Here is a 26,153-nt window from a genome sequence, read left to right on the forward strand (position 1 = left end):
GTGCAAGGATCACGAAACTTTCACATCATCTTGAACATGAGTATTTGATAGATAAATTGACTGCGTATAAAAATAATGGGAGAAAGAATGACTACTATGAATGGAAAAACAGTGCAACTTTAATTAGTTGGAACCATTCTGATTTTAATATTAAGTGATAATCTGAATAAATAAATATGAATAGAACAAAAACAAGACCTGACCTACCCATAATACAGGTAAGTCAGATAATTAGATGGTAAATTATTCTTTGTACATCGATTCAATTTCTAATTGATAGCGCTCAGAAATAATTTTACGGCGCAGTTTCAACGTCGGCGTTAATTCACCTTTTTCCATTGAAAATGTGGTAGGTAGTAATATAAAACGCTTAACTTGGTGGAAATTATCGATATTTTTTTGCAAATCTTTTAAACGGCTCTCAAATAAGGCCACAATATTTGAGTCTTTTAAGAGTTCTAAACGATCTCGATATTTCAGGTTTATTGAATGGGCATATTCTTCTAAGCTGTCATAACAAGGCACGATCAGCGCTGAAACAAACTTGCGTGCATCCGCAATAACTGCAATGTGTTCAATAAACTTGTCTTGCCCTAATACCCCTTCAATCATCTGTGGTGCAATATATTTTCCGTTAGACGTTTTCATTAAATCTTTTAGCCTATCCGTAATATATAAATTGCCTTGTTCGTCAATCTTTCCTGCATCCCCCGTTTTTAGCCAGCCATCTGCTGTAAACGTATCCAAGGTTTCAATTGGTCGATTGAAATAGCCTTTCATGACCACTGGCCCTTTTACTTGTATTTCATCGTCTTTACCAATACGCACTGAAACAGAAGATAGTGGTGTACCTATCGAACCTAATGGGTATTTACCTTCTTCCCAGCAAGATACCGTGGCACAGGTTTCTGACATACCATAGCCATATTTAATATTTACCCCTGCTGAAAGGAAAAATGCAATCACATCGTCATCAAGACGGGCGCCAGCTGCTGGCATGAAACGAATTCGACCGCCTAACCCTTCGCGAATTCTACTGAGAACCAGTTTATCAACCATCGGAAAAATAGCGCGGTTAACTAAAGAGGGTTTGTGGCCTTTTGCTAAGGCTTTCACACGGCGCTTGCCAAGAGATATTGCACAGCGAAATAGCGCCCTACGGATGAGAGGTGCTTTGGCCACTTTACTGTGTATTGCTGAATAAACTTTTTCATAAAAACGGGGAACCGCACACATCACAGTCGGTTTTACTTCCGTTAATGCTTCCCGAACTTGATTGGTGTCTGTTAAATAAACGTTTAACGCCCCAACGTGCATAACGTAAAAGCTCCACGCACGTTCAAAAACATGTGAAAGTGGTAAAAAACTTAAAGAAACATCATCAGCAGTTAGTTGTAATCGTTCGTCATGGAGATACAGTTGGGCAGCCATGTTGTAGTAATCCAACATAACGCCTTTGGGCTCCCCAGTAGTGCCTGATGTATAAATGATGGTAAATAAATCACCGAGATTATGTGCAGCGATGCGCTCATCAAGTTCCGTTTGGTATGCGGTTTGTGCTTGCGCCATAAATGTAGATAAATGCAGGGTGTCGATTGAAATATCAGCCAACTCAACATTGTCGTTCATCACGATAATCGTCGTTAATTGAGGACAAAGAGCTGGCAATTGGCATGCAACTTGATATTGCATATCTTCCCCAACAAACAACACTTTAATATTGGCATCATTAATAATATACGCCGCTTGCTCAACACTGCTAGTTGCATAAAGTGGCACTGTGACAGCCCTAATTTGTAACGCGGCAAAGTCAACCAATGACCAATTCATGCTGTTATGGGCAAATAACCCAATATTTTCTTGTGTGATAACGTTTAATGCTAAGAGACGACGAGAAATCGCTGATGTGTGATCGCCTACCTCGCCCCAAGTTAATGAGCTCTGTTGCCCGTTATCCCATTGACTGAAAGCTATCCGGTTCGCCGATTCGTGCGCAGTAACCCTGCTACGTAAGCGATTAACCAAGTGGTATGGATATAGATTTTCAGTAATCAAAGTGTATTCCCTATAGGTCATTATCGATATAAGTTACTCGGTACATTCACAAGCACTTAACTATTCTTATTATTTCAGCTTACAAGTGTTAGCTGAATATTCGCAGTGTATCGACTAAAGAGATGCGTGAAAAGCATTTATATGTAAATTTTGTGCAAATGTTATGTCTGCTACAAAACTCATCATAACGCTCACGATAATGAGTTAATTACCTTGTTGGCGTATCTATCTTTGTTATAAGCACGTCTATAGAAATATAGAGGTTATTGGCTTTAAGGGGCAATTTCATTTGTTATTGCCCCTTAACAATATGCGTTATTTATTACTCACAATGTCTGAGCTCGCCAACAACCTCTAACAATTTTTAAATAGGAGTACTATGCAGCAACAGCCTGTTCAGAGAGTTCCTCAATCAACTGATTAAATTGAGATTTCATCCATTGATGGCCTTTATCCCTAACCGTTGATTCATGCCAAGTTAAATAGCAAGGCAGTGTATCTCGAAGCCAAGGCAACGTTAATGTCCGTAATTTTAGTTGTCCAAAGTAATGACTCACTAGCCATTTTGGCACAATAGCGACGAGATCAGTTTGAGCAACAAGACTCAGGACACTATTTAAGTCAGTACCTTGATAGCTAATCGTATGCGATAACTCAGTATTATTATAATAAGGTTTACTAAATGATCCCATGTTATCCATTGACATAATAGCATGACGTTCATTATTTAATTCAATTTCAGAAATTGAATTACCAATACGTGGGTGATGACTAGCCACCACTAATACCAATTCATCATCAAATAAAACCTGATGTTGAAATTCTGTCTTTTCTAATTGATTATAGCCAAGGAAAAAATCCATTTCTTGGTATTTTAATTGATGAGCAATTTTATTATCCATAAAAGAATGAATGACTATATTAATATTAGGCGAAACTACCTTAAATTTTTCGACAATAATAGCAGCTAGACGAATATCTAACGGTGAACAAATAGATAAATTAAATACTCGATCACTAGTTTGTGGATTGAAACCTGCACTAGGTAATTCATTATGAACTAATTGTAATGCTTGCCTAATAGGCCCGAACAGTTGCTTAGCACGAGATGTCGGCTGAATACCACGCCCATACCGGACAAACAACTCATCATTAAACATTGATTTTAAACGTGAAACTGCGTTACTCACCGCAGGTTGAGACATCCCTAGAACTTGCGCTGCTTTTGTTACGTTTTGCATCTGCATAACCACGTCAAAAACCGTTAATAGGTTGAGATCAACATTACGTAAATGAATATCGCTACTGTCTTTTTTAGCTGTTGAAATTGTATCAAAATCAGTCATTTTTTACTCCACTAATATATTTATCATTTTTCATTAACGAAAAGAGTCATTCATCTTAAAAAACCGACGAATATATAAATTCATTAAATATTATTCTTAAAACAACTTATAGATAATAAGTCATTTCGCTTTCCCTGCATTTATTAAAACGACGTTTATATTACTTTACCTATTAATTAAACTTGCAGTATAAATATCATTATAAAACGTAAATATTCATCAAAATAATGAATGATAACCACTTATTAGCATTGCAATCACTCACCGTAAAAATAATAAAGCAATTTTTGCAAGAAATCATAATAAATCGTATGTAGAATCAATAAATATTCTCATTATCAGATTATTTTTTAAATACTCATTTATTAGATAATTAACTTAATTAAAAAGTATTGGCGAAGATGATTCATTCCCTACCTTGAGTCTCACCTTACATCAAAAAATAAAAATTGCATAAAAATCAATAACTTTAATCATGAAAGCATTTGAATGAGCATAGCAAAAGAATTTTACCCTTATAACAACGCAAAAATCCAGACAAAACAGAAGGGATACACAAAAAAAACAGCAACAACCACCAGCCAGAAGCCATAATTCATGATTGGTAAAAATATGCTAAAAATCTATGATTGACATTAACTTTAAGATAACGTATCAATAAATACAGTTTGATTAAGATACTCAAGAGAGACAGTTAAAAATGACATTTTCTATTCGCCTACTAAGCCTACTACTACTCGCATTAAATTTGCGCGGTATGCTTATGGACGAAAAATAGAAACAAACTGTCCACAAACATTAAAAACCCGCGCAACCCGCGGGTTTTTTTATGCCTGCGGCTTTGGAAGAACATAACTCTCAGCAAAAAACAAAATTCGATATGAGGAACACAATATGAGCAACCAAGTCATTATCTTCGATACCACCTTACGCGACGGTGAGCAGGCATTACAGGCAAGTTTGTCAGTCAAAGAAAAATTACAAATTGCCTTCGCATTAGAGCGTTTAGGGGTTGATATCATTGAAGCGGGTTTCCCAGTCTCTTCACCGGGTGACTTCGAATCCGTACAAACCATCGCGAGAGAAATCAAAAACAGCCGAATTTGTGCATTAGCGCGTTGTATTGAAAATGACATTGATGTTGCAGCTGAGTCATTAAAGGTTGCCGAAGCCTTTCGTATCCATATTTTCTTAGCTACCTCCAATTTACATATGGAGAAGAAATTAAATAAATCCTTTGATGGCGTAATGGATATGGCAATTAATTCCATTAAGCGCGCAAGACGCTATACCGATGACGTTGAATTCTCCTGTGAAGATGCGGGCCGTACTGACCCTGATAATTTATGTCGTATCGTAGAAACGGCTATTAATGCAGGTGCAACAACAATCAATATTCCAGATACTGTAGGTTATACAACACCTTACCAGTTTGGCGGAATTATCACTGATTTGTATAACCGTGTGCCAAATATCGATAAAGCTGTTATTTCTGTGCATTGCCATGATGATTTAGGGATGTCAGTTGCTAACTCAATCAGTGCTGTGCAAGCCGGTGCCCGCCAAGTTGAAGGTACCATCAATGGCTTAGGCGAACGCGCTGGCAACACGGCATTGGAAGAAGTGATTATGGCCATTAAACTGCGCGAACAAATGTTGAATGTGCATACCAATATTAATCACAAAGAAATTTACCGTACCAGCCAATTAGTTAGCCAATTATGTAATACACCAATTCCAGCTAATAAAGCCGTTGTAGGTAGTAACGCATTTGCTCACTCATCAGGTATTCACCAAGACGGTGTGTTGAAAAATCGTGAAACCTACGAAATCATGACACCAGAGTCTATCGGCTTAAAAGAACAACAATTAAATTTAACCTCACGTTCAGGCCGTGCCGCTGTTAAACACCGTATGGAGGAAATGGGGTATCACGAAGGTAAAGACTTCAAATTGGATGAATTGTATACTGCATTTTTGAATTTAGCTGATAAAAAAGGTCAAGTCTTTGACTATGACTTAGAAGCCTTAGCTTTCTTTACGAAACAACAAGATGAAACTGACCACTTCGTGATGGACTATTTCAGTACACAATCAGGCTCTAGTATTGTTGCAACAGCAACAGTCAAAATGCAGTGTGGCGATGAAGTGAAGTCTGAAGCGGCGACCGGTAATGGCCCCGTTGATGCCATCTACCAAGCCATCAGCAACATCACACAATTCCCTATGAAATTAGTCTCGTACCAGTTATCTGCTAAGGGCCATGGTGAAAATGCGTTAGGCCAAGTGGATATCGTGGTTGAATGCCATAACCGTAAGTTCCACGGGATGGGATTAGCAACAGATATCGTCGAATCTTCAGCGAAAGCCATGGTGCATGTATTAAATAGCATTTGGCGCTCTGAACAAGTTGAAAAAGAAAAACAAAAAATAAATCAAGAATCACAATCAAACACAAAGGAAGCAGTTTAACAATGTCTAACTATAAAATTGCCGTATTACCGGGAGATGGCATCGGTCCAGAAGTGATGGCGCAAGCTCACAAGGTTTTAGCCGCTATCAGTAAACGTTTTGCAATAACAATTAACACCACTGAATACGATGTTGGCGGCGCGGCAATCGACAAACACGGTGAACCGTTACCGCAGGCTACAGTAACAGGTTGTGAGGAAGCTGATGCGGTATTATTTGGCTCTGTCGGTGGGCCTAAATGGGAACACTTACCACCTGATAGCCAGCCTGAACGCGGTGCATTATTACCTTTACGTAAGCATTTTAAATTATTCAGTAATTTACGCCCTGCTCGCTTATATCAAGCATTAGAAGCATTTTGCCCATTACGTGCAGACATCGCAGCTCAAGGTTTCGATATTCTTTGTGTCCGTGAATTAACCGGTGGAATTTACTTCGGTCAACCGAAAGGCCGCAAAGGTGAAGGCCAAGAAGAATATGCATTTGATACTGAAGTTTATCACCGCTATGAAATCGAGCGTATCGCGCGTATTGCTTTTGAATCGGCTCGCAAACGTAATAACAAAGTCACATCAATCGATAAAGCAAACGTGTTGCAAAGTTCAGTATTATGGCGTGAAGTGGTCAACCAAATTGCTCAAGAATATCCAGATGTTGAAGTCAGCCATATGTATATCGATAACGCAGCAATGCAAATGATCAAAGCCCCATCTCAATTTGATGTGGTGTTATGTTCTAACTTGTTCGGCGATATCATTTCTGATGAATGTGCGATGATCACCGGTTCTATGGGCATGTTACCTTCTGCAAGCTTGAATGAAGCTGGATTTGGTTTATATGAACCTGCAGGCGGCTCTGCACCAGATATTGCAGGAAAAAATATTGCCAACCCAATTGCACAAATTTTATCTGCTTCCATGCTGTTAAGATTTAGCTTAGACCAAACGGATGCGGCAGATGCCATCGAGCGTGCAGTCAATAAAGCCTTAGAAGAAGGTTATAGAACATCAGACTTAGCAGGTGCAGGTCAGTCAATAAGTACCAGTGAAATGGGCGATATTATTGCTCGTTATATTGCAGAAGGGGTTTAACATGGCCAAGACTTTATACCAAAAATTGTATGATGCCCACGTTGTCCGTGAGGTCGAAAATGAAATCCCTTTGATTTATATCGATCGTCACTTGGTACATGAAGTTACATCACCTCAAGCATTTGATGGTTTGAGAACTAAAAAACGCCCATTGCATCAACCAAGTAAAACATTTGCCACCATGGATCACAACGTATCGACGCAAACCAAAGATATTAATGCTTGTGGCGATATGGCTCGTATTCAAATGCAAGAGTTAATGAAAAACTGTAAAGAGTTTGGCGTAACTTTATATGATTTGAATCACCCATACCAAGGTATTGTCCATGTGATGGGGCCTGAGCAAGGTATCACTTTACCCGGTATGACCATTGTATGTGGAGACTCCCACACCGCAACACACGGTGCATTTGGCTCATTAGCCTTTGGTATCGGGACGTCAGAAGTTGAGCACGTGATGGCGACTCAAACACTGAAACAAGCACGCGCTAAAACAATGAAAATTGAAGTCGTCGGCAAAGCTCCTGCTGGCATTACCGCAAAAGATATCGTTTTAGCGATTATCGGTACAACTGGTAGCGCAGGCGGTACTGGCTATATTGTTGAGTTTTGCGGTGAAGCCATCGAAAACTTGAGCATGGAAGGCCGTATGACGGTATGCAACATGGCTATTGAATTAGGTGCGAAAGCGGGGATTATCGCACCAGATGAAACCACCTTTGCCTATATGAAAGGTCGCCAATTTGCACCTAAAGGCCAACAGTGGGACGACGCGGTTGCGTATTGGAAAACGTTAAAAACTGATGATGATGCACAATTTGATAAAGTCATTACTATTCAAGCAAGTAGCATCGCACCACAAGTCACATGGGGAACTAACCCGGGGCAAGTAATTGCCATTAACCAACCGATACCTGCCCCAGAATCATTTGCAGACCCTGTTGAGCGTGCTTCTGCGGAGAAAGCATTAGCTTACATGGGGTTAGAGTCCGGTATTAAATTATCTGATGTAAAAATTGATAAAGTATTTATTGGTTCATGTACTAATTCGCGTATTGAAGATTTACGTGCAGCAGCTGCAATTGCTAAAGGAAAAAAAGTTGCCAATGGCGTGCAAGCCATCGTTGTTCCGGGATCTGGCCCTGTTAAAGCCCAAGCGGAACAAGAAGGTTTAGATAAAATTTTCATTGAAGCGGGCTTTGAATGGCGTTTACCTGGATGCTCTATGTGCTTAGCGATGAATAACGACCGTTTAAACCCTGGCGAACGCTGTGCATCAACCAGTAACCGTAACTTTGAAGGTCGCCAAGGTCGAGCAGGCCGTACTCACTTAGTTAGCCCAGCAATGGCGGCTGCAGCAGCGATTAATGGCCATTTTGCTGATGTACGTGATATTCAAATCTAAGGAGAAAATGATGGAAAAGTTTATTACACACGTCGGGATTGTTGCTCCTTTAGATGCAGCCAATGTGGATACTGATGCCATTATCCCTAAACAATTTTTGCAAAAAGTGACTCGCACTGGTTTTGGCCAACACTTGTTTAATGACTGGCGTTTTTTAGATGAGAACGGGCAACAACCTAACCCTGATTTCGTCTTAAATAAGCCAGTTTTCAAAGGGGCAAGTATTTTATTAGCTCGTGAAAACTTTGGTTGCGGTTCATCCCGTGAGCACGCACCTTGGGCATTGACTGACTTTGGTATTCAAGTGGTTATCGCCCCAAGTTTTGCTGATATTTTTTATGGCAACTCGTTCAACAACCAATTATTACCAATTAAATTAAGTGAAACCGAAGTAGATGAGCTGTTTAACTATGTTAATGACCATGAAGGTTGCCAGTTTACGGTAGACTTAGATGCTCAAACGGTGACTGCGGGTGATAAAACCTATCATTTTGAAATTGATAGCTTCCGTCGCCACTGCATGATGAATGGTTTGGATAGTATTGGTTTGACGTTGCAACATGTCGACCAGATCACCGATTTTGAAAGCAAGATTCCATCCTTTATGCAGTAAATCCTTTTCTACGCCTACTTTGGTGGGCGTAGTTCCTCTTTTAGCTCTAATTATCCAACTAAACCGCCTACTTCGCACCAAAAATGCGGAATTCATCCATCATTAAAAATTTACAATCCAAAATCACTTCCCCGTTAATATCTTCCTGTATAATTAACCTAAATATTTTGCCCATCACAAAATTTACTTTTACTTTTACTTTTACTTTTACTTTTACTTAACGATTTTTTCTAAATAGTTTGTGTTGTGGCAAGGCGGAAAAATGAAGATATCCCTAGGAGCATACACCGGTATGTGACTAGGGTAGCGGAGTGAAGCCAACACAGCCACGGCGCAAAATATGACGAAAAAAATAAAAAAAAGCCGGTAAAAACCGGCTCGGTGAGAAACACCATTACTCTAAATGGGGGAGTCGGCCTGCAACTGCAGACCAAACGAGCTACTTACTACCTTCTATTATCGTGAGAATTTAGGAAATTAAAATTGATGTATTTTTTGCCGGAGTTCCTCTTTTATGTCTAATTCGCGATTACAAACCCAATTCATTCGTCTCTGGCAACATTTTCAGGGTCAAGACAGTGAAACAACACTACAAGACATCGCTGATACGCTGTTTTGCTCTCGCCGTCATGTCCGTACTCTGCTTAATAATATGCAGTCACAAGGTTGGCTTAGTTGGCAAGCAGAGTCTGGTCGAGGAAAACGCTCTACCCTTATTTTTCATGTTAATGGCTTGGAGCTACAGCAGGCACAGGCTGAACAACTACTCAAAGAAGAAAGTATTGAAAAACTTGTCGCCCTAGTGGGTGATAAGGAAACCATTCGTCAAATGGTATTGTCTGAACTGGAACGCAGCTATCGACAAGGTAAGAATTTATTACGAATTATTTATTATCGAGATTTCCCGACATTGCTTCCTGGTGCGCCAATGCGCCGCTCAGAAATTCACTTGATGAGCCAAATATTTAATGGCCTTACCCATATAAATGAGGAAAAAGGGGAAGTAGAAGATGGCCTTGCCCACCATTGGCAATCCACCAGCGATACCCAATGGCGTTTTTATTTACGCCCCGCTATTTATTTCCATCATGGGCGAGAAATGGTTACCGACGATATTATTTATTCCCTTTTACGCTTAAAAACCTGTTGGCCGCTATTCTCACATATTCAATCCGTTAGCTCACCGCAGCCTTATGTCATTGATATCACGTTAAGTGAGCCTGATAAACAACTACCTTGGTTATTAGGTAGCCACCATGCCGCCATTTTACCGAAAGAGTGGGAGAGCCTCGAAAACTTTAGCCGTTCCCCAATCGGCACTGGCCCTTATCAAGTAGAAAAAAACTTGCCACAAAAGCTGACCATTACGGCTTTCGACCGCTATTTTGGCTATCGTGCGCTACTCGATGAAGTGACCATTTGGGTAGTTCCTGAACTCTCTGAGCAAATGGTCTGTACAACATTAAAAATGGATGGTGATAAGCACCATAATGGCTCGCTCGAAAGTCGTATGGAAGAAGGCTGTTATTTCCTGTTAATGGATCAGCGTTCACCGATAGCTCAGCGTGAAGATGTTCGTAAGTGGTTATGTAGCTTTTTAACCCCTGTCAACCTACTTGCACATTGCGAACCTTTTTATCAGCGCCATTGGGCACCTGCTTATGGCCTGTTACTCCATTGGCATCACAGTAAAATGCTAACCTTGTTTCCCAAGCCTGAAGATTTAACTGAGCTTACTGTCACTTTTTATCGCCACCACCATGAGTTCTACGCAATTAGCCAAATTATGAAACGGGTTTTACAGATGCAAGGTGTGGAACTTAAGATCAATATCATTGATTACGATGATTGGTTTAATGGCAATGGAGAAAGTGATATTTGGTTAGCAACAGCTAACTTTTTTAAACCTCTCGAATTTTCCATCTTTGCAACCTTGTACGAAATGCCATTGCTACGACAATGCCTTAATAACCCTCTCAGCAATGAACTTAATCTGTGGCGTAATAACCAATTAGATGTCGAAGCTTGGTGTGAAAGCTTAGTTGACTCACAAATCTTTCACCCCGTTTTTCATCATTGGCTTGAATTGCAAGGCCAAAAAACCATGCGCGGTGTACGAATGAATACCTTTGGCTGGTTTGATTTTAAATCTGCGTGGTTTAAACCGTCTGAGGATAACCTAGAAAAATATTGATAGTTATAAACAGATGAAATGAATAATAAGGATGTTATTCACTTTTTCTGTGGATATCCATGTGAACAACCTCATGGTAATCAGGGTATATCCCCAAGTCGCTTTTTTATCAAAAAAAAGCACAGTTGAATAATCACTGATAAATCAAACAAATAAATAGCAAAACAGCCTTTCATCCACTGACTACTTTTTTAACTAACATGCTTAGGACTTTAACTGAGCAAAGATCAAACAACGTTGTATTTATCCACAAGATATGTGCTTAACTTACTCATATTTTGTGATTTGCGTCATAAAAACCGTTTAGTCAAGGCTGTAAATACACACAGTAATCTCTATTTTTCACAGTTATCCAGAAATCCTGTGGATAACCTAGTGCATGATCCTGTGATTATCTTGGGATGAACTTGAATAACCTCTGTAATAATTTATAACTTGGATGAATAAATGATATTATACCCCTATATATCAGATAGTTAAAAATACCAAAGAAAAAGTGTTATACTTCTTGAGTTATATGTATTTTCACTGGCTACTTTTTATACATTACTATTCAAACCATGACGCCATTTATTGCACCACCACCACCTGATAACGAAGCGACCTTAATGAGCCGAGCGCAAGCTCTTGCTGGCTACACGCTTGGTGAGCTCGCCCAACACGCAGCTATCCCTATTCCTCAGGATCTCAAGCGCGATAAAGGCTGGGTTGGTATGCTATTGGAATATTATTTAGGCGCGAATGCGGGAAGTAAGGCAGAGCAAGATTTCGCCCATATTGGAATTGAATTAAAAACCATTCCGATTGACCGGTATGGTGTTCCACTTGAAACCACTTTTGTTTCTGTTGCACCGTTAACAGGAAACAGTGGTTTAACATGGGAAAATAGCCATGTTCGCCGCAAGCTGTCCCGTATTTTATGGTTTCCTATTGAAGGGGAAAGGCAAATCCCACTCTCACAACGTAGAGTTGCAAACCCATTAATTTGGAGCCCGTCCCCGTTTGAAGAACAGTTGCTACGGCAAGATTGGGAAGAGTTAATGGACCTCATTGTGTTAGGCAAAGTGGAAAGTATTACTGCACGTCATGGGCAGGTATTACAAATTCGCCCTAAGGCCGCAAACAATAAAGCACTAACGGAAGCTATTGGTGAGTTTGGTCAGCCTATTATGACGCTACCACGTGGTTTTTATCTTAAAAAAGATTTTACCGCGCCCTTACTAGCACGGCATTTTAGTTTAAGTTAGTCGCTAACCATCGCCTGTACCAAAGCAGACGATAAATTATTATCACTGTTTAATTCGTTAATTAGAAGGTACCAAGATGTTTGAGTGGATACTGGATCCCAATGCCTGGATGGCACTCGCTACATTAACCATATTAGAAATTGTCCTAGGCATCGATAATATTATTTTCCTCAGTATTGTGGTGAGCAAACTTCCTAGTCACCAACAAAATAGTGCCAGACGGACTGGGCTTATTGCAGCAATGGTGATGCGTCTTGCATTATTGGCTTCTATTGCGTGGTTATCACGCCTTACCACCCCACTTTTTACTGTCGCTGACCATGTGGTATCCGCTCGCGATCTCATATTATGTGCAGGTGGGATCTTCCTTATTTGGAAAGCAAGCCAAGAAATTTTTGATACGATTGAAGGAGAAGGTGAAAATAGCCTAGCAAATAAAAAAGTGAGCTCATTTTGGGGGGCTATCGTTCAAATTGCTTTGTTAGACATTATCTTCAGTTTAGATTCCGTGATCACGGCTGTGGGGCTATCAGACCACTTATTTATCATGATGGCTGCGGTCGTCATCGCTGTGCTCATTATGATGCTTGCAGCCAAACCCATTGGCAACTTTGTTGAGCGCTACCCTTCTGTAAAAATCTTAGCCTTATCATTTTTGATTCTTGTTGGTTTCACCTTACTACTTGAAAGTGTTCAAGTTCATGTATCAAAAGGCTATATCTACTTTGCGATGTTCTTTTCCATGGCAGTACAAGTTCTCAATATCTTGCGTAGTAAGAAATGGAAAACGAGAAACCAAACTGATTAAGATGGCAATCTAACCGCTTGTTTAGCTGCTAAAATAGCCCCTTCTACCGCTTTTTTCGCTTGTGGGCTATTTTTCCAGCAACTTGAGCCTGTTAATGCGGCCCCATAAATTAAAATTTCATCGTAGGAAGCTTCACTTAATTGTGCGAGTGAACTAAACCCCATTTGTTCTAAACGGCTAATCACTGTGGGCCCGACCCCTTTAACTGCCAACAAAATCTGTTTTTCTGATTCAGAAAATGCCATTTTACTCTTCTCATTGTTAATGAATTGATATTTATTAAGCTAATATTTTGCATTTTACCTATTTAATACTTTAAAATTGCAACTATAACAATGCCAGTTTTAATAATTATTAGCTGACCTATCTTATCACCCAATCTGTACCTGCTCTGTGTTAGGAATTCACCATGTATAACGCACCACTGACCAACACACATCAACACACGATGAAATTACCTGATAACCGCCAATTTTACTGGTTTGAATCAGGCCCTAAAACAGGTTTTCCTGTTATTTTTTGTACAGGAGCAGGGATGAGTGGTTCATTAGGGTTTGGTTTGGATTTACTCGAACAGCTGAACATTCGTTTGATTGTTCCTGAACGTGCGGGCCTTGGTGAATCCACTTTTCACCCTGAAAAATCATTGAAAAGCTTTGCTATGGATGTGCAAGCACTGCTAAATGAGCAATCCATTACCCGATTTTCTGTCGTTGGTTTTTCTCAAGGTGCTGTTTTTGCGATGGCTATCGCCCACTATTGCCAGCCTATTTCACTGTCTATTGTGTCTGGGCAAGACCAATTTGAATACCCTGCAACTCGCGCGATACTCCGCACGGATGTCGTGAACATGCAAGAACAAGCTCTTAACACCCCTGAAGCCCTGTCAGATTGGCTATTAAAGAATGTCACTGGTGAGTGGCTGTTGGCATTTATTCTTAATTGCAGCGCAGATATTGACCAACAACTTTATAATGAAGAACAATTCCTTGATGCCTATACTGCGTGTATTCGACGCGCTTTTGCACAAGGTAATCAAGGTTATGTACAGGATTTAATCCTCTCTTTACAGCCTTGGGGATTCACCCCTGAAGATATTCAATGCCCGACATCCTTATGGTATGGCGAATTAGATATGAGCACCGTACACTCCCCCGATTTTGGTAAAATTTTGTCCGGTCGCTTACTAAACTGCAACCACCATTTACATTCGCAAGAAGGCGGCTCTTTGCTTTGGACTCAAGCAGACAATATCTTAGTTGATATTCAGAAATACGCCGCATAAACAAAAACCGCGATGAGTTATTCATCGCGGCTATTATTGCATCCTAGATTCATATGAATGAATTAACGATACACAATCCCGCCATCAGTCAAAATAGATTGGCCAGTAATATAGTCAGAGTCATCGCTCGCTAAAAATGCAACCAAACCTGCCACATCATCTGGCGTTTGTGCACGACCTAATGCGATGCCTTCGACATATTTTTTATAGGTTTCACCTTTTGGCGTACCTGTGATTTCAGAGAAGCGCTCATCAATCTCTACCCACATATCTGTCCCAACAATACCTGGGCAATAAGCATTCACAGTGATACCTGAACTGGCGTATTCTTTTGCCGCGGCTTGCGTTAATGCGCGTACGGCAAATTTTGTGGCAGAGTAAACGCCTAACATTGCAAAACCATCATGTCCTGCAATAGAGGATGCATTGATGATTTTTCCTTTGTGTTTACGTTCTTGGAATTTTTCACTAGCAGCTTGAATGCCCCACATGGTTCCATCTACGTTGATTTTGAAGATTAAATCCATATCTTCTTGGCGAACATCAGCGATTGGCTTAACTTGTGCAATCCCCGCGTTATTAATCATTACATCAAAACCACCCAATTCAGCTTCTGCATGAGCCACCGCAGCAAAAACTTGGTCACGTTGACTGATATCTGCGGCAAATGTTGTTACTTTACGGCCTAACGCTTCAATTTCTTTGGCAACATCTTGGAGCTTGTCTTTTTTCAAATCCACCAGTGCGATATCAGCGCCTTCTTTCGCTAAACGCAATGCGATACCACGACCAATACCTTGAGCTGCACCAGTAACTAAGATAACTTTATTATTTAACGCCATACTTTTCTCCTACTGAATAATAGCCAAATTGACTAGTTCACCTTTAATATTAAGTTAGCAACAATAACAATAAGTTACAAAGTATTAATTTTAGCCTAATATTTGTTATTTATAAAAAATATTTCACTATTTACAAGGTTAATATGTTTTTTTTACCGTAGAAAAATACATATAGACGTAAATTATAAGATTATTGTTAATAAAAATCATTCTCAATTTAATAAACAAAAAATGCGATTTATTGATTTTTAGTATAATTGATAACCACTTATATAAAATATGGACATAAAAAAGCCACCAATCGGTGGCTTAATGATGCAATTGAAAATAAATGACTTATTTTTTAGCGGCTTGGATATACAGCATCTCTAATGCGATAGATGCTGCGGCTAATGCCGTGATTTCAGATTGGTCATAAGCCGGAGCGACTTCCACTAAATCCATACCCACGATATTTAATGACTGTATTCCACGCAATAATTTCAATGCACGATCTGACGTTAAACCACCAATAACAGGGGTTCCTGTGCCCGGTGCAAATGCAGGGTCAAGGCAGTCTATATCGAAAGTCAGGTAAACAGGTAGGTCACCGACAATCTCTTTGATCTGCGCGACCATATCATCCACACTGCGATCATTCACCTGACCTGCATCCAATACAGTAAAGCCATTATCGCTGTCATGTTCGGTACGAATACCAATTTGTACTGAATGATTTGGGTCGATCAGACCTTCTTTTGGTGCATGATAGAACATGGTTCCGTGGTCAAATTTGCTGCCATTGCCATAGGTGTCAGTGTGCGCATCGAAATGAACCAAGGCCATTTTACCGAAGTGTTTTGCATGAGCGCGCAGCAATGGCAGTGTAACGAAATGGTCACCACCAAAGGTCAAGCAGCGTTTACCTGATTCAAGTAGTTTTTCAGTATGTGCTTGCAGTTTATCACTCATGTCTTGCGCATCACCGAAAGCAAACACCACATCACCACAATCGACGACATTTAAACGTTCGGTTAGTTTAAAGTTCCACGGCCAACGGTGACTTTCCCATGCAAGGTTAGTAGACACTTGGCGAATAGCGGCTGGCCCATGACGGCTACCTGCACGGCCTGAGGTTGCCATATCGAAGGGCACACCCGTGATCACCCACTCAGCGTCTGAGCTGTAAGGCTGAAAATTCAGCGGAAAACGTAAGAAACCAAATGCGTTAGAAACCAGTGAATTATCAACTTGATTGCCTAAAGTACTATTAATCATTTTTCTTCCTCAAATAGGCCAGCCCGTTAGCAAGCCCTTTTTATATTTGGTTCGAATAGTTTTACCTAATTAACTTCGTACAGTATAAATAATAAACAAATCATGTTATTTGCACAAAGTTATTATCTGTTCACTATCTTAATGCCCTATGAGTCATTTAATGAGCTAAATAGTTTATGTTGTGGCTAGGCGGCAAAATGAGCCAATCCCTAGGAGCATACACAAGTATGTGACCCGAATAACTGAGCGTTGCCACACCACCACCACTTGAAGCATAACGAACATTGAATATATTAATCTCATATATTAATGCGCTAAATAGTTCGTGCTGTCGCTAGGCGGCAAAATGAGCTAATCCCTAGGAGCATACACAAGTATGTGACTAGGGTTGGCAAATGCAGCCAACAACGCGGCGGTGCGAAATATAACGCGCATTGAGCATTTATTCGTCTTCTAAATAAGTATACCCATATAGGCCATTCTCGAACTCTTCCACAAAGTCTTTTTGAAGTTGCTCACTTAAACCGGTGCCTTTTACTTGCTCTGTAAAGCTTTCTAGTAGGACTTCCGGTACTAATTTGACGTATTGCAGCATATCTGCCACAGAATCGCCCTCTTCACTTTGCAAGTAACGCAAGTTGCCTTGGCTATCAACCCAGACATCTATCGCGGCAGTATCACCAAATAGGTTATGCATGTTACCTAAAATTTCTTGGTATGCCCCAATCATAAAGAAACCTATCATTGGTGGGTTTTCTGGGTCATATGCAGGCATTGGCATTGTGGTTTCAACGCCATCACCATCCACATAATGGTCAATAATACCGTCTGAGTCACAGGTGATATCTAACAGTACCGCGCGACGGTCTAATGGTTTATCTAACCCTTCAATCGGTAATACTGGGAACACTTGGTCGATTCCCCAAGAGTCTGGTAGCGATTGGAATAAGGAAAAATTCACATAAAACTTATCAGCCATGCGCTCTTGGAGTTCGTCGATTATCGGACGATGAGCACGATTACTTGGATCTAAATCCTGTTGAATACGGCGGCAAATATTTAGATATAACTCTTCTGCCCATGCTCGTTGCGTTAAATCTAGTACGCCGTGTGCATACTGAGTGTGCGCTTCTTGTAAGTCGAACTGGCTATCATGCAGCCATTCACGTAATGAACGGCTATTACCTTGATGCTGCATTGACTCCCACGTTTCCCATAAGGAAATCAATGAACGTGGTGCATCTTCATGAGGTGGTGTTGTTTTGGTAAATTCATTACGCTCAACACCAATTACATTGGAGACTAAAACGGTATGATGAGCAGTAAGAGCTCGGCCAGACTCTGTGATTACGGTTGGGTGCGGTAAATCGAATTCTTCACACGCATCCCCAATTGCCCAAATCACGTTGTTAGCGTATTCATTTAAACCATAGTTGACCGAGCAATCGGATTGAGAACGAGTACCTTCATAGTCAACACCAAGGCCACCGCCCACATCAAAGCACTGAATGTTAACGCCTAGGCGATGTAATTCCACATAGAAACGCGCTGATTCACGGACACCCGTAGCGATGTCGCGAATATTGGCCATCTGAGAGCCTAAATGGAAATGAAGCAACTGTAAGCTGTCTAGGCGATTCGCATTGCGTAAAATTTCCACTAATTGCAGTACTTGAGTTGCAGCCAAACCAAATTTAGATTTTTCACCGCCACTTGCCTGCCATTTACCTGAGCCTTGGGAAGCCAAACGGGCACGAACCCCTAAGCGTGGTGTGACATTTAAGCTTTCCGCTTCTGCCAATACCATCTCAATTTCAGACATTTTTTCGATAACAAGATAAACCTTGTGACCTAATTTTTCCCCAATTAACGCTAATCGGATATATTCACGGTCTTTATACCCATTACAGACGATAACAGTCTGTGTTTTACCTGCGTTGGCTAAAACAGCCATTAATTCAGCTTTTGAACCCGCTTCAAGGCCGAGCGGCTCGCCAGAATTAACCAGCGATTCAATGACTCGGCGTTGCTGGTTAACTTTTATGGGATAAACCAGAAAGTAATCGCCTTTATAGCCATAAGACTCACGTGCGCGTCTAAATGCCGCGTTTATTGAACGTAAACGATGCTGTAAGATTTGCGGGAAACAAAACAATGCAGGTAAGCGTAAATGCTCCTGCTCTTCTTTAACCTGATTAACGAGGTCAGCTAAATCAACAAAGGTGTCAGGGTTCTCAGGATTCGGGCAAACACAGACATTTCCGCGCTCATTCACCTGATAGTAACCACCACCCCAATACGCGATGTTGTACGTCTGACGCATTTTGCGAGCGATATTATCATTCATAATAAACTCCTTTTATGGAGGGGTGAGTGACGCGTTCTCCTTCCTGATGCATGTCAGTGAGGACATAACACTGCAAGGCAGTTATGTCGGGGAAACGGCAATACTCAGATTTTAATAAAAAGTGCTTAGAACTTCTAAACAGTGACAATATACGACCTTAAGCTGACAGATTAATGACTCAGCCTCGAAGGTGTATTAAAGATGTGACGGTAACTTCGTGATGAAGTAAAGAATGACAGGAAAGTAAATGCCAAAGTCACGCGGCGATCCGCATATGACGGTTGGATACTGTTATTCAGTAGATTATGGATCATTACCCATTAACCCCCAATATAACTGTTTACCCCTTTAAAATTTCAATGTGGTAGCACTATTTTGGCAGTTTGACCTGTTGATTTAAGCTATATCACCTTATTTTTTATTGAAATTCAAAAGTTTATAAACATTCCTGATAGATAGCAGAAGTTTTATATCATTCTGCTGGTATATAACGGGAAACAACAACCATCCGTTACGGTCGCAGTTTATACATCTATTGCGCTCAAAAAGCAAAACCAAAATGACTAAATTGCGATAAAACTTTACCCATTGCTGTTTTATGGCTCTATTCCTTTTTTGTATAAATACAGGTAGAAATTTTTACCGTATGGGACTAAAATAGCCGTCTAGATGTTAAAACATCCAATTATAAATTTGCGAATTCTTAAGGTATTAATCTCATGGCTACACATCTCTTTACTTCTGAGTCTGTATCAGAAGGGCATCCAGATAAAATTGCTGATCAAATCTCTGACGCAGTACTTGATGCTATTCTGGAACAAGACCCGAAAGCTCGCGTTGCCTGCGAAACCTACGTCAAAACAGGTATGGTAATGGTCGGGGGAGAAATCACCACCAGTGCTTGGGTTGATATTGAAGAAATCACGCGCAAAACTGTTCGCGAAATTGGCTACACCAGTTCCGAAATGGGCTTCGATGCCAATTCATGTGCTGTTTTAAGTGCAATTGGTAAACAGTCGCCTGATATCAACCAAGGTGTTGACCGTGTTGACCCATCAGAACAAGGCGCGGGTGACCAAGGCCTAATGTTTGGTTATGCAACCAACGAAACTGATGTATTAATGCCTGCTCCTATTACTTATGCACACCGCTTAGTTCAGCGCCAAGCGGATGTTCGTAAAAATGGCACGTTGCCATGGTTACGCCCAGATGCGAAAAGTCAGGTAACATTCCAATACGACAATAACAAAATTGTAGGTATTGATGCCGTTGTTTTATCTACTCAGCATTCTGAAGATATTCAACAAAAAGACCTGCATGAAGCGGTGATGGAAGAGATCATCAAGCCAGTTCTACCAGCAGAGTGGTTATCAAAAGATACCAAGTACTTTATTAACCCAACGGGTCGTTTTGTTATCGGTGGGCCGATGGGTGACTGTGGCTTAACAGGCCGTAAAATCATTGTAGATACCTACGGCGGTATGGCTCGCCATGGCGGTGGGGCATTCTCTGGTAAAGACCCATCAAAAGTTGACCGTTCAGCAGCCTATGCAGCACGTTACGTGGCAAAAAATATTGTCGCCGCGGGCCTCGCAGACCGTTGTGAAATTCAAGTATCTTACGCTATCGGCGTGGCAGAACCGACATCGATTATGGTAGAAACCTTTGGAACAGGTAAAGTTGATGAGTCATTATTAATTCAATTAGTTCGTGAATTCTTTGACTTACGTCCTTACGGCTTAATCAAGATGCTTGACTTATTACACCCAATTTACCAACAAACTGCTTCATACGGCCACTTTGGTCGTTCACAGTTCCCATGGGAAAAAACTGACAAAGCTGAAGCATTGCGTGCCGCCGCAGGCTTGTAATTACGTCGGTAAATAAACCACATACAAAAAAACCCATCTAATGATGGGTTTGGTTGTTGACAAAGCGGGATAAAAGCGTGGTTTTTCCCGCTTTGTATTATCAGCCGAAATCAATAAATTGATTTTCCTCGTTTATTTTCAAAACCGATTAGACTTGCGCTGAATTAACGGTTAATTTTTTTGCGTAAACTGGAAAATAGCCATTCCAGCAACCATCGCTAATGTAAATATTATCCCTTGTGTTAATCCCATTCCCGTTAACAATAATGCAGGCCCTGGGCAAATCCCTGCTAGCCCCCATCCCACACCAAATAACACACTTCCGGTGACTAGTTTTTTATCTATCGTTTGATTGGTCGGAATTTGCAATGGGCAATTTAGTACACTAACAGAGCGTTTTTTAACCCCTAAGAAAGCAATACCACTGATTACCATTCCAACTGCCATCGTAATTAATAAAGAGGGATCCCACGTTCCAGTAATATCTAAAAACGCTAAAATCTTTGCTGGATTTCCCATTCCGGCAATGACCAATCCTAAACCAAACAGTATCCCTGAAATTAATGCGATAAGAATAGGCATTGGTTTATCTCCCTATCCCATAATGGTTAGCTAATGCGACTGTTACAAAAGCAACAATCATAAAGACCAATACAGCAACAATTGAACGACGAGATAACCTTGCCATGCCACAAATCCCATGGCCGCTAGTACAACCACTTCCAAGCCGTGAGCCAAAACCAACAAACAGCCCAGCTAAAACTAAAATAGGTGTACTGGTTGCAATGCTAACTTCTGGTGTAAACGCCAACCAAGTAAATAGTGCTGGGGCGCTCATCAGACCAATAATAAAAGCGACTTTCCACGCAGTATCTCCCTTCGTTGGTTTTAGCAACCCACCTAAAATACCGCTAATACCCGCAATACGGCCGTTAAAAACTAATAAAATTGCAGCGGCTAACCCAATCAATACACCGCCAATTGCAGCAGACAGTGGTGTAAAATTAGCCCAATCGATTGTCATTTCATATCTCCTTCACAGGGCAATAAAGCTGGTATAATGTATTGAGTAACGTAAATAATTTCGCATCTGCAATCGCATAGTAAATGCGCTTTCCTTCACGACGCGTCATCACTAAGCCTTCATTACGCAATACCGTTAATTGTTGAGAGAGTGTCGGTTGTAATATTCCTAACTGCTCTTCTAACTCACTCACGCAGGCTTCACCCTGTGTTAATTGGCATAATAAAATTAAACGATCAGGATTCCCTAGTGTTTTCAATAATGAAGCTGTTTCTGACGCGGCCTGCTTCATCGCTAATAGTTGCTGTTCAGATGGATTATTGTGCATATGTTCTTGCTGTTTTACATTATATAAAAATACAATATATATTTTGGTATAATATATGTCAATTATTGCTTGTTTATGCCCATTGCCTTCACGTATCCTTTACTCCATGAAAACAATCCGTGTTCCACTTTTTCTACAACAACAAGTTATGCGCATATTGCGAGAAAAGCTCGCACTTGCAGAGCATAAACTCGAACAGTCATTTCCAGAACCAACGGTTAATTACAAACAACGGGGAACAACTGCGGGTAGTGCTTACTTAAAAGAATGGGAAATTCGCCTCAACCCCAGTTTACTCATCGAAAATACAGAACAATTTATTGATGAGGTTGTGCCTCATGAATTAGCGCATTTGTTGGTTTTTCATATATTTGGCCGTAAAAATATCGCACCACATGGCAAAGAATGGAAATGGATGATGCAACACGTACTGGAAGTCACAGCGAAACGTACACACAACTTTGCGGTTACGACAGTAAAAAGTAAAACTTTTCGCTACCATTGTGCCTGTGAAATGACTCATGAATTAACCATACGCCGTCATAACAAAGTGCTACGAGGTGAAAACCAATATTTATGTCGAAAATGTGGGGAAGTGTTAAAACAAGAAGAGGTTTTTGTCGCTGCGGCAGAAAATTAACCTTTCTGCCGCATCAAGTTTGAGGTGTGCGCTTAGGCAAACTCTGTCATCACTAATTTTGCGATTTCAAAGTAAATAATTAAGCCAGTTCCATCAATAAAAGTTGCAATGAACGGTGCAGAAACGACTGCTGGGTCCACTTTCAGTTTTTTCAATACCATTGGAATAATCGAAGAAACAACCGCGCTCCACATTGTAATCGCAACGATGGTTAAGCTAACCACAATAGTCACTTCGTGGCCAACACCTAAAATCCATGCACGGATTAATGCCGCACCACCGATAGTCACCGCAACTAAAAATGAGGTAGAGACCTCTTTCTTTAGTACTGTGCCGAGATTACGTAAACTCACCTCGCCCAATGCCATTGCACGGACTAATGTTGATGTAATTTGTGTTCCACTATTACCGCCTGTACCAATCAACAGCGGAATGAAAAACGCTAACGAAATTGCGGCTTCGAGTTGTTCTTCAAATGCTTTTAATACAGTTCCTGTATACGCTTCGGCCACAAATAGCATCAACAACCAAACGACACGTTTACGCCATAAAGTTATAGGGCTTGTCGTTAAGTAGGGCTCATCTAATGGGGTGGTAGCGCCTTGTAGCTGCGCATCAAGTGTATTCTCATCTTCAATCAGTTCGGCGATATCTTGCGGACGCAAAACACCCATTAATTTGCCAAATTGCACCACAGGTATCATATCTAAACCGCTATGATTAATCAGGTCATAAACATCATGACGTGATTGTTCTGGGGCAACAGAAAAATAATTGTGTCTCATGATATCAGACACTAATAAATTTTCAGGTGAAGCTAATAATGATTTAACTGAAAGAATACCATTTAAATAATTGTCGTTATCGACAACAAATAAATAGGTTGGGATTTGCTCGCCATCAAGGTGCTCAATAAGATTTTGTTTCACACAAGCTATTGAGTCTGCGACAGAAACTGGCAAATATGATTGACTCATATAAGCGCTGACTGTTGCATCATCAACTTTTGGTGACGGTGTATTATTGTCTTTGAGGCGCGCGCCTTTCATTGCGGATTGAGCAATAGCAACTGCTCCCGCTTTGTTCTGGGTAGTGAATGTCATTTTTTTAGTCCCTATTACTGTTGGTTACTCAAACAGTACTCACATAGGGGCGAAACCAGATGAGAGAATGCGAAAGCTATCTCTTCGTCTCGGTTTTAGCACTATACAACGTATCCTGATTTAGCAGGAAGTTACATGGGGATATACCTTCGGTCGATATATCCTGTCCTAATCTTGGGCGTCTCTCGACGTCGTCAGATCAGTAACCTATGTTTGTATAGGAGCCTCGCCTAACGAGATACTGCACTTTGGATGCGGCGCGAATTATACCCATTGGTGAATTAATTGCCACCCTATATCTACGGTTTTTTACGCATGAGAAACTTATTGTTTAGGTTTCGTTTAAGTTTATATTAAATAAATCTTCACAAAGTAACAGAATGTAACTAATAATAAAATTAAATATTCAAATTAAAATAAATATATTTAGTTACTTATCAATAACCAACCCTTAGATAAATCTAAATAATATTTGTAATATTATTTAGTAAATCTTATCGATAATTAATCAAAACTTACCTGTCGATTTACCTTATAATACAAAAAAACAATATAAAGGAGTTAGCCTAATTAAATATAACTGAAACGCTTTATTAGAGTATATACAATCACTAATATTAATCACCTATTGGTTTTTTATATTAAAAATAATCAAACAAGTAAATTATGATATAAGAAAATACACTTATATCACTATTTAATTCGACATTATCATTAAAAACTATTCTTTTAAATTGTTAATATTTAATTTCAGACATCAATACAGTATTAAATATCACAAGAATTATCTTAGAATATTTTTTATTTTATTTAACAGTGAAAGTTTTATTATGGATAAAGTAATTGTTGGAATGTTAACAAACTTAACATTTCGCGTAAATGATGAAATCAAAATTGCTGCCATTTCTGCTTTAGGAGATTTCAAAGCAACGATTGAGTATAATGATGCCATCATAAGAATCATAGACTTATGTCAAGACCCAAATAAAGAGGTTGCTGTGTCAGCGATTAATACACTCAGCAAATTATCTATTTATTTTTTACGTAGTTCACTACCGGAACATTAATTACACTCTCAATTCGAGTATTGTAAATAATTACTATGATTTATTTTATAATACTGTCCCATTAATAATCTAATGAGACAGTTTGCATATATTAAATAATTTTACGCTATTTCAGTGTCGCCCTGCAATTGGCAACTACACGCTAAAACATAACCTTCCGCTATTTCTGCTTCGGTTAATGTCATTGTACTTGTGGTTGTATAATTTCCTGACAGCACTTTTGTTTTACAACTTCCGCAAACACCCGCTCGGCAAGCCGCAATAACAGGTTGTTTATTTTGCTCCAGTGCAGATAATAAAGACGTCCCCACTGGGACTTTAAAATCGACCAATCGTTGACGAATTTTTAACGTAAGAATATCTTCACTATCAACAACTTCTGGTTCAGTAGAAAAACGCTCCATAAAGAAATGTTCAGCAGGAACACCTAAATTTGCAGCAAATTGCTGTGCATTTTTCATATAAGGTACAGGCCCACACGTCATCACAATTCGTGAATTAATATCGGGTACTAACGCTTTCAATTTGTCTTCGGTTAAACGCCCTTGAGCAATATCGCCATTATCTGGTGTTTCCGCCATGACACACAATTGCAACCGTTCTGGATATAACCGGACGAGCTTTTGCCATTCCTCAGCAAAAATAACTTGCTTATCATCGCGAACATTGAATAGCACTTTTACATGAGAATTTGGGCGATTCACCATCAGCCAACGTGTCATTGACATAATCGGTGTCACCCCACACCCAGCAGCTAACATCAAATACTGCGAGTTTTGTAGATTGGCACAGGTGAATTCCCCTTGTGCTTCTGAAAGCCAAAGGTAGTCACCTTCTTTAACTGAGCGTGTTAGCCAATTTGACCCTTCTCCATCGTCTAACCGCCTGACAGTAATGGAAATAAAACGACTTTGTCCCGGTGATGATGAAAGAGTGTAAGCACGCATGACATCATCACTATTTTTAATACTGACCAAGGCATATTGACCGGGTGAATATGTATAAAAATCATGATTGATAAGGTTGATTGTCCAGACATCTGATGTTTCTTGAATAATAGAATGAACTTGCATTCTATTTGGACATAAACTACTTGGCATGGTCATCGCGCTACTCCTTTAAAGGGGGTCGCTGCCCCCATCTTTCACATCGTTTTTA

At 40.1% G+C, this 26,153-nt stretch carries 22 protein-coding genes and 1 riboswitch; of the genes, 11 read left to right on the forward strand and 11 right to left on the reverse strand.

Translation table 11 applies throughout. From position 1 onward, the window contains the following. Positions 1 to 243: 243 nt before the first annotated feature. Positions 244 to 2,076 (reverse strand): AMP-dependent synthetase/ligase, encoded by a 1,833-nt coding sequence (locus PR725_RS10105; protein ID WP_109912945.1) that lies wholly within the window; start codon positions 2,074 to 2,076, stop codon positions 244 to 246. Between the two features lie 356 nt (positions 2,077 to 2,432). Continuing rightward, on the reverse strand, positions 2,433 to 3,401 hold the full coding sequence (gene leuO, locus PR725_RS10110; RefSeq protein ID WP_004913213.1) for a transcriptional regulator LeuO: 969 nt from the start codon (positions 3,399 to 3,401) through the stop codon (positions 2,433 to 2,435). A gap of 894 nt (positions 3,402 to 4,295) precedes the next feature. On the opposite strand from leuO, the gene leuA reads away from it, so the two are divergent. From leuA to PR725_RS10145, 7 genes are all read left to right on the forward strand, one after another. Continuing rightward, complete coding sequence (leuA, locus tag PR725_RS10115) at positions 4,296 to 5,873, forward strand: 2-isopropylmalate synthase (RefSeq protein ID WP_004262054.1); 1,578 nt, start codon at positions 4,296 to 4,298, stop codon at positions 5,871 to 5,873. A gap of 2 nt (positions 5,874 to 5,875) precedes the next feature. Beyond that, positions 5,876 to 6,964: a 3-isopropylmalate dehydrogenase gene (gene leuB, locus PR725_RS10120; protein WP_004913217.1), complete on the forward strand. Its 1,089-nt coding sequence runs from the start codon at positions 5,876 to 5,878 to the stop codon at positions 6,962 to 6,964. 1 nt (position 6,965) lies between these two features. Then, complete coding sequence (leuC, locus tag PR725_RS10125) at positions 6,966 to 8,369, forward strand: 3-isopropylmalate dehydratase large subunit (protein WP_004913219.1); 1,404 nt, start codon at positions 6,966 to 6,968, stop codon at positions 8,367 to 8,369. A gap of 7 nt (positions 8,370 to 8,376) precedes the next feature. Further along, positions 8,377 to 8,982, forward strand: a complete 606-nt coding sequence (gene leuD, locus PR725_RS10130) for a 3-isopropylmalate dehydratase small subunit (RefSeq protein ID WP_123382319.1) — start codon at positions 8,377 to 8,379, stop codon at positions 8,980 to 8,982. 514 nt (positions 8,983 to 9,496) lie between these two features. Then, positions 9,497 to 11,176: an HTH-type transcriptional regulator SgrR gene (gene sgrR, locus PR725_RS10135; RefSeq protein WP_109912698.1), complete on the forward strand. Its 1,680-nt coding sequence runs from the start codon at positions 9,497 to 9,499 to the stop codon at positions 11,174 to 11,176. Positions 11,177 to 11,736: 560 nt separating this feature from the next. Then, complete coding sequence (gene mutH / locus PR725_RS10140; RefSeq protein WP_004913228.1) at positions 11,737 to 12,423, forward strand: DNA mismatch repair endonuclease MutH; 687 nt, start codon at positions 11,737 to 11,739, stop codon at positions 12,421 to 12,423. Positions 12,424 to 12,499: 76 nt separating this feature from the next. Next, positions 12,500 to 13,231, forward strand: a complete 732-nt coding sequence (locus PR725_RS10145; RefSeq protein WP_272568831.1) for a TerC family protein — start codon at positions 12,500 to 12,502, stop codon at positions 13,229 to 13,231. On the opposite strand, the gene PR725_RS10150 is transcribed toward PR725_RS10145, so the two are convergent. Further along, positions 13,228 to 13,476, reverse strand: coding sequence for a helix-hairpin-helix domain-containing protein (locus PR725_RS10150; RefSeq protein WP_110732106.1), 249 nt, complete (start codon positions 13,474 to 13,476; stop codon positions 13,228 to 13,230). The genes PR725_RS10145 and PR725_RS10150 overlap by 4 nt on opposite strands. A 164-nt stretch (positions 13,477 to 13,640) precedes the next feature. On the opposite strand from PR725_RS10150, the gene PR725_RS10155 reads away from it, so the two are divergent. Then, entirely contained in the window at positions 13,641 to 14,516 is an 876-nt protein-coding gene (locus PR725_RS10155; RefSeq protein WP_210850624.1) for an alpha/beta fold hydrolase, read from the forward strand. Between the two features lie 62 nt (positions 14,517 to 14,578). Here PR725_RS10155 and PR725_RS10160 read toward each other — a convergent pair whose 3' ends face one another. The 3 genes from PR725_RS10160 to speA all read right to left on the reverse strand — a co-directional run bounded on the left by PR725_RS10160 (position 14,579) and on the right by speA (position 18,962). Next, positions 14,579 to 15,358 carry an acetoin reductase gene (locus PR725_RS10160; protein WP_004913238.1) on the reverse strand — a complete coding sequence of 260 codons (780 nt, stop codon included), beginning with the start codon at positions 15,356 to 15,358 and terminating at the stop codon, positions 14,579 to 14,581. 336 nt (positions 15,359 to 15,694) lie between these two features. Then, a complete protein-coding gene (speB, locus tag PR725_RS10165; protein WP_109912701.1) occupies positions 15,695 to 16,615 on the reverse strand; it encodes an agmatinase in 921 nt (306 codons plus the stop codon). 442 nt (positions 16,616 to 17,057) lie between these two features. Next, the gene (gene speA / locus PR725_RS10170; protein WP_004262076.1) at positions 17,058 to 18,962 is read right to left on the reverse strand and encodes a biosynthetic arginine decarboxylase; all 1,905 of its coding nucleotides are present in this window, start codon (positions 18,960 to 18,962) and stop codon (positions 17,058 to 17,060) included. A gap of 719 nt (positions 18,963 to 19,681) precedes the next feature. Between speA and metK the strand changes: the two genes are divergently transcribed. Further along, on the forward strand, positions 19,682 to 20,833 hold the full coding sequence (gene metK, locus PR725_RS10175) for a methionine adenosyltransferase (RefSeq protein WP_004262078.1): 1,152 nt from the start codon (positions 19,682 to 19,684) through the stop codon (positions 20,831 to 20,833). Between the two features lie 171 nt (positions 20,834 to 21,004). Here metK and PR725_RS10180 read toward each other — a convergent pair whose 3' ends face one another. The 3 genes from PR725_RS10180 to PR725_RS10190 are packed head-to-tail and all read right to left on the reverse strand — an operon-like array spanning position 21,005 to position 22,185. Continuing rightward, positions 21,005 to 21,415 (reverse strand): DUF6691 family protein, encoded by a 411-nt coding sequence (locus PR725_RS10180; protein ID WP_004262080.1) that lies wholly within the window; start codon positions 21,413 to 21,415, stop codon positions 21,005 to 21,007. A 4-nt stretch (positions 21,416 to 21,419) separates the two neighbouring features. Then, the gene (locus PR725_RS10185; RefSeq protein WP_115166866.1) at positions 21,420 to 21,857 is read right to left on the reverse strand and encodes a YeeE/YedE family protein; all 438 of its coding nucleotides are present in this window, start codon (positions 21,855 to 21,857) and stop codon (positions 21,420 to 21,422) included. 1 nt (position 21,858) lies between these two features. Beyond that, on the reverse strand, positions 21,859 to 22,185 hold the full coding sequence (locus PR725_RS10190) for an ArsR/SmtB family transcription factor (protein ID WP_110732107.1): 327 nt from the start codon (positions 22,183 to 22,185) through the stop codon (positions 21,859 to 21,861). A 106-nt stretch (positions 22,186 to 22,291) separates the two neighbouring features. Between PR725_RS10190 and PR725_RS10195 the strand changes: the two genes are divergently transcribed. Beyond that, the gene (locus tag PR725_RS10195; RefSeq protein ID WP_147318185.1) at positions 22,292 to 22,825 is read left to right on the forward strand and encodes a SprT family zinc-dependent metalloprotease; all 534 of its coding nucleotides are present in this window, start codon (positions 22,292 to 22,294) and stop codon (positions 22,823 to 22,825) included. Between the two features lie 32 nt (positions 22,826 to 22,857). Here the strand turns inward: PR725_RS10195 and PR725_RS10200 are convergent, their stop codons facing one another. Further along, complete coding sequence (locus tag PR725_RS10200) at positions 22,858 to 23,928, reverse strand: magnesium transporter (RefSeq protein WP_004913251.1); 1,071 nt, start codon at positions 23,926 to 23,928, stop codon at positions 22,858 to 22,860. A gap of 73 nt (positions 23,929 to 24,001) precedes the next feature. After that, positions 24,002 to 24,173: riboswitch (M-box (ykoK) riboswitch) on the reverse strand. Between the two features lie 585 nt (positions 24,174 to 24,758). Between PR725_RS10200 and PR725_RS10205 the strand changes: the two genes are divergently transcribed. After that, positions 24,759 to 24,995, forward strand: coding sequence for a HEAT repeat domain-containing protein (locus PR725_RS10205; protein WP_004913253.1), 237 nt, complete (start codon positions 24,759 to 24,761; stop codon positions 24,993 to 24,995). 101 nt (positions 24,996 to 25,096) lie between these two features. Here the strand turns inward: PR725_RS10205 and hcr are convergent, their stop codons facing one another. Then, positions 25,097 to 26,101, reverse strand: a complete 1,005-nt coding sequence (gene hcr, locus PR725_RS10210; RefSeq protein WP_110732108.1) for an NADH oxidoreductase — start codon at positions 26,099 to 26,101, stop codon at positions 25,097 to 25,099. Between the last annotated feature and the right edge of the window lie 52 nt (positions 26,102 to 26,153).

Source organism: Providencia sp. PROV255, assembly GCF_028478065.1.
Classification (GTDB): Bacteria; Pseudomonadota; Gammaproteobacteria; order Enterobacterales; family Enterobacteriaceae; genus Providencia; species Providencia rettgeri.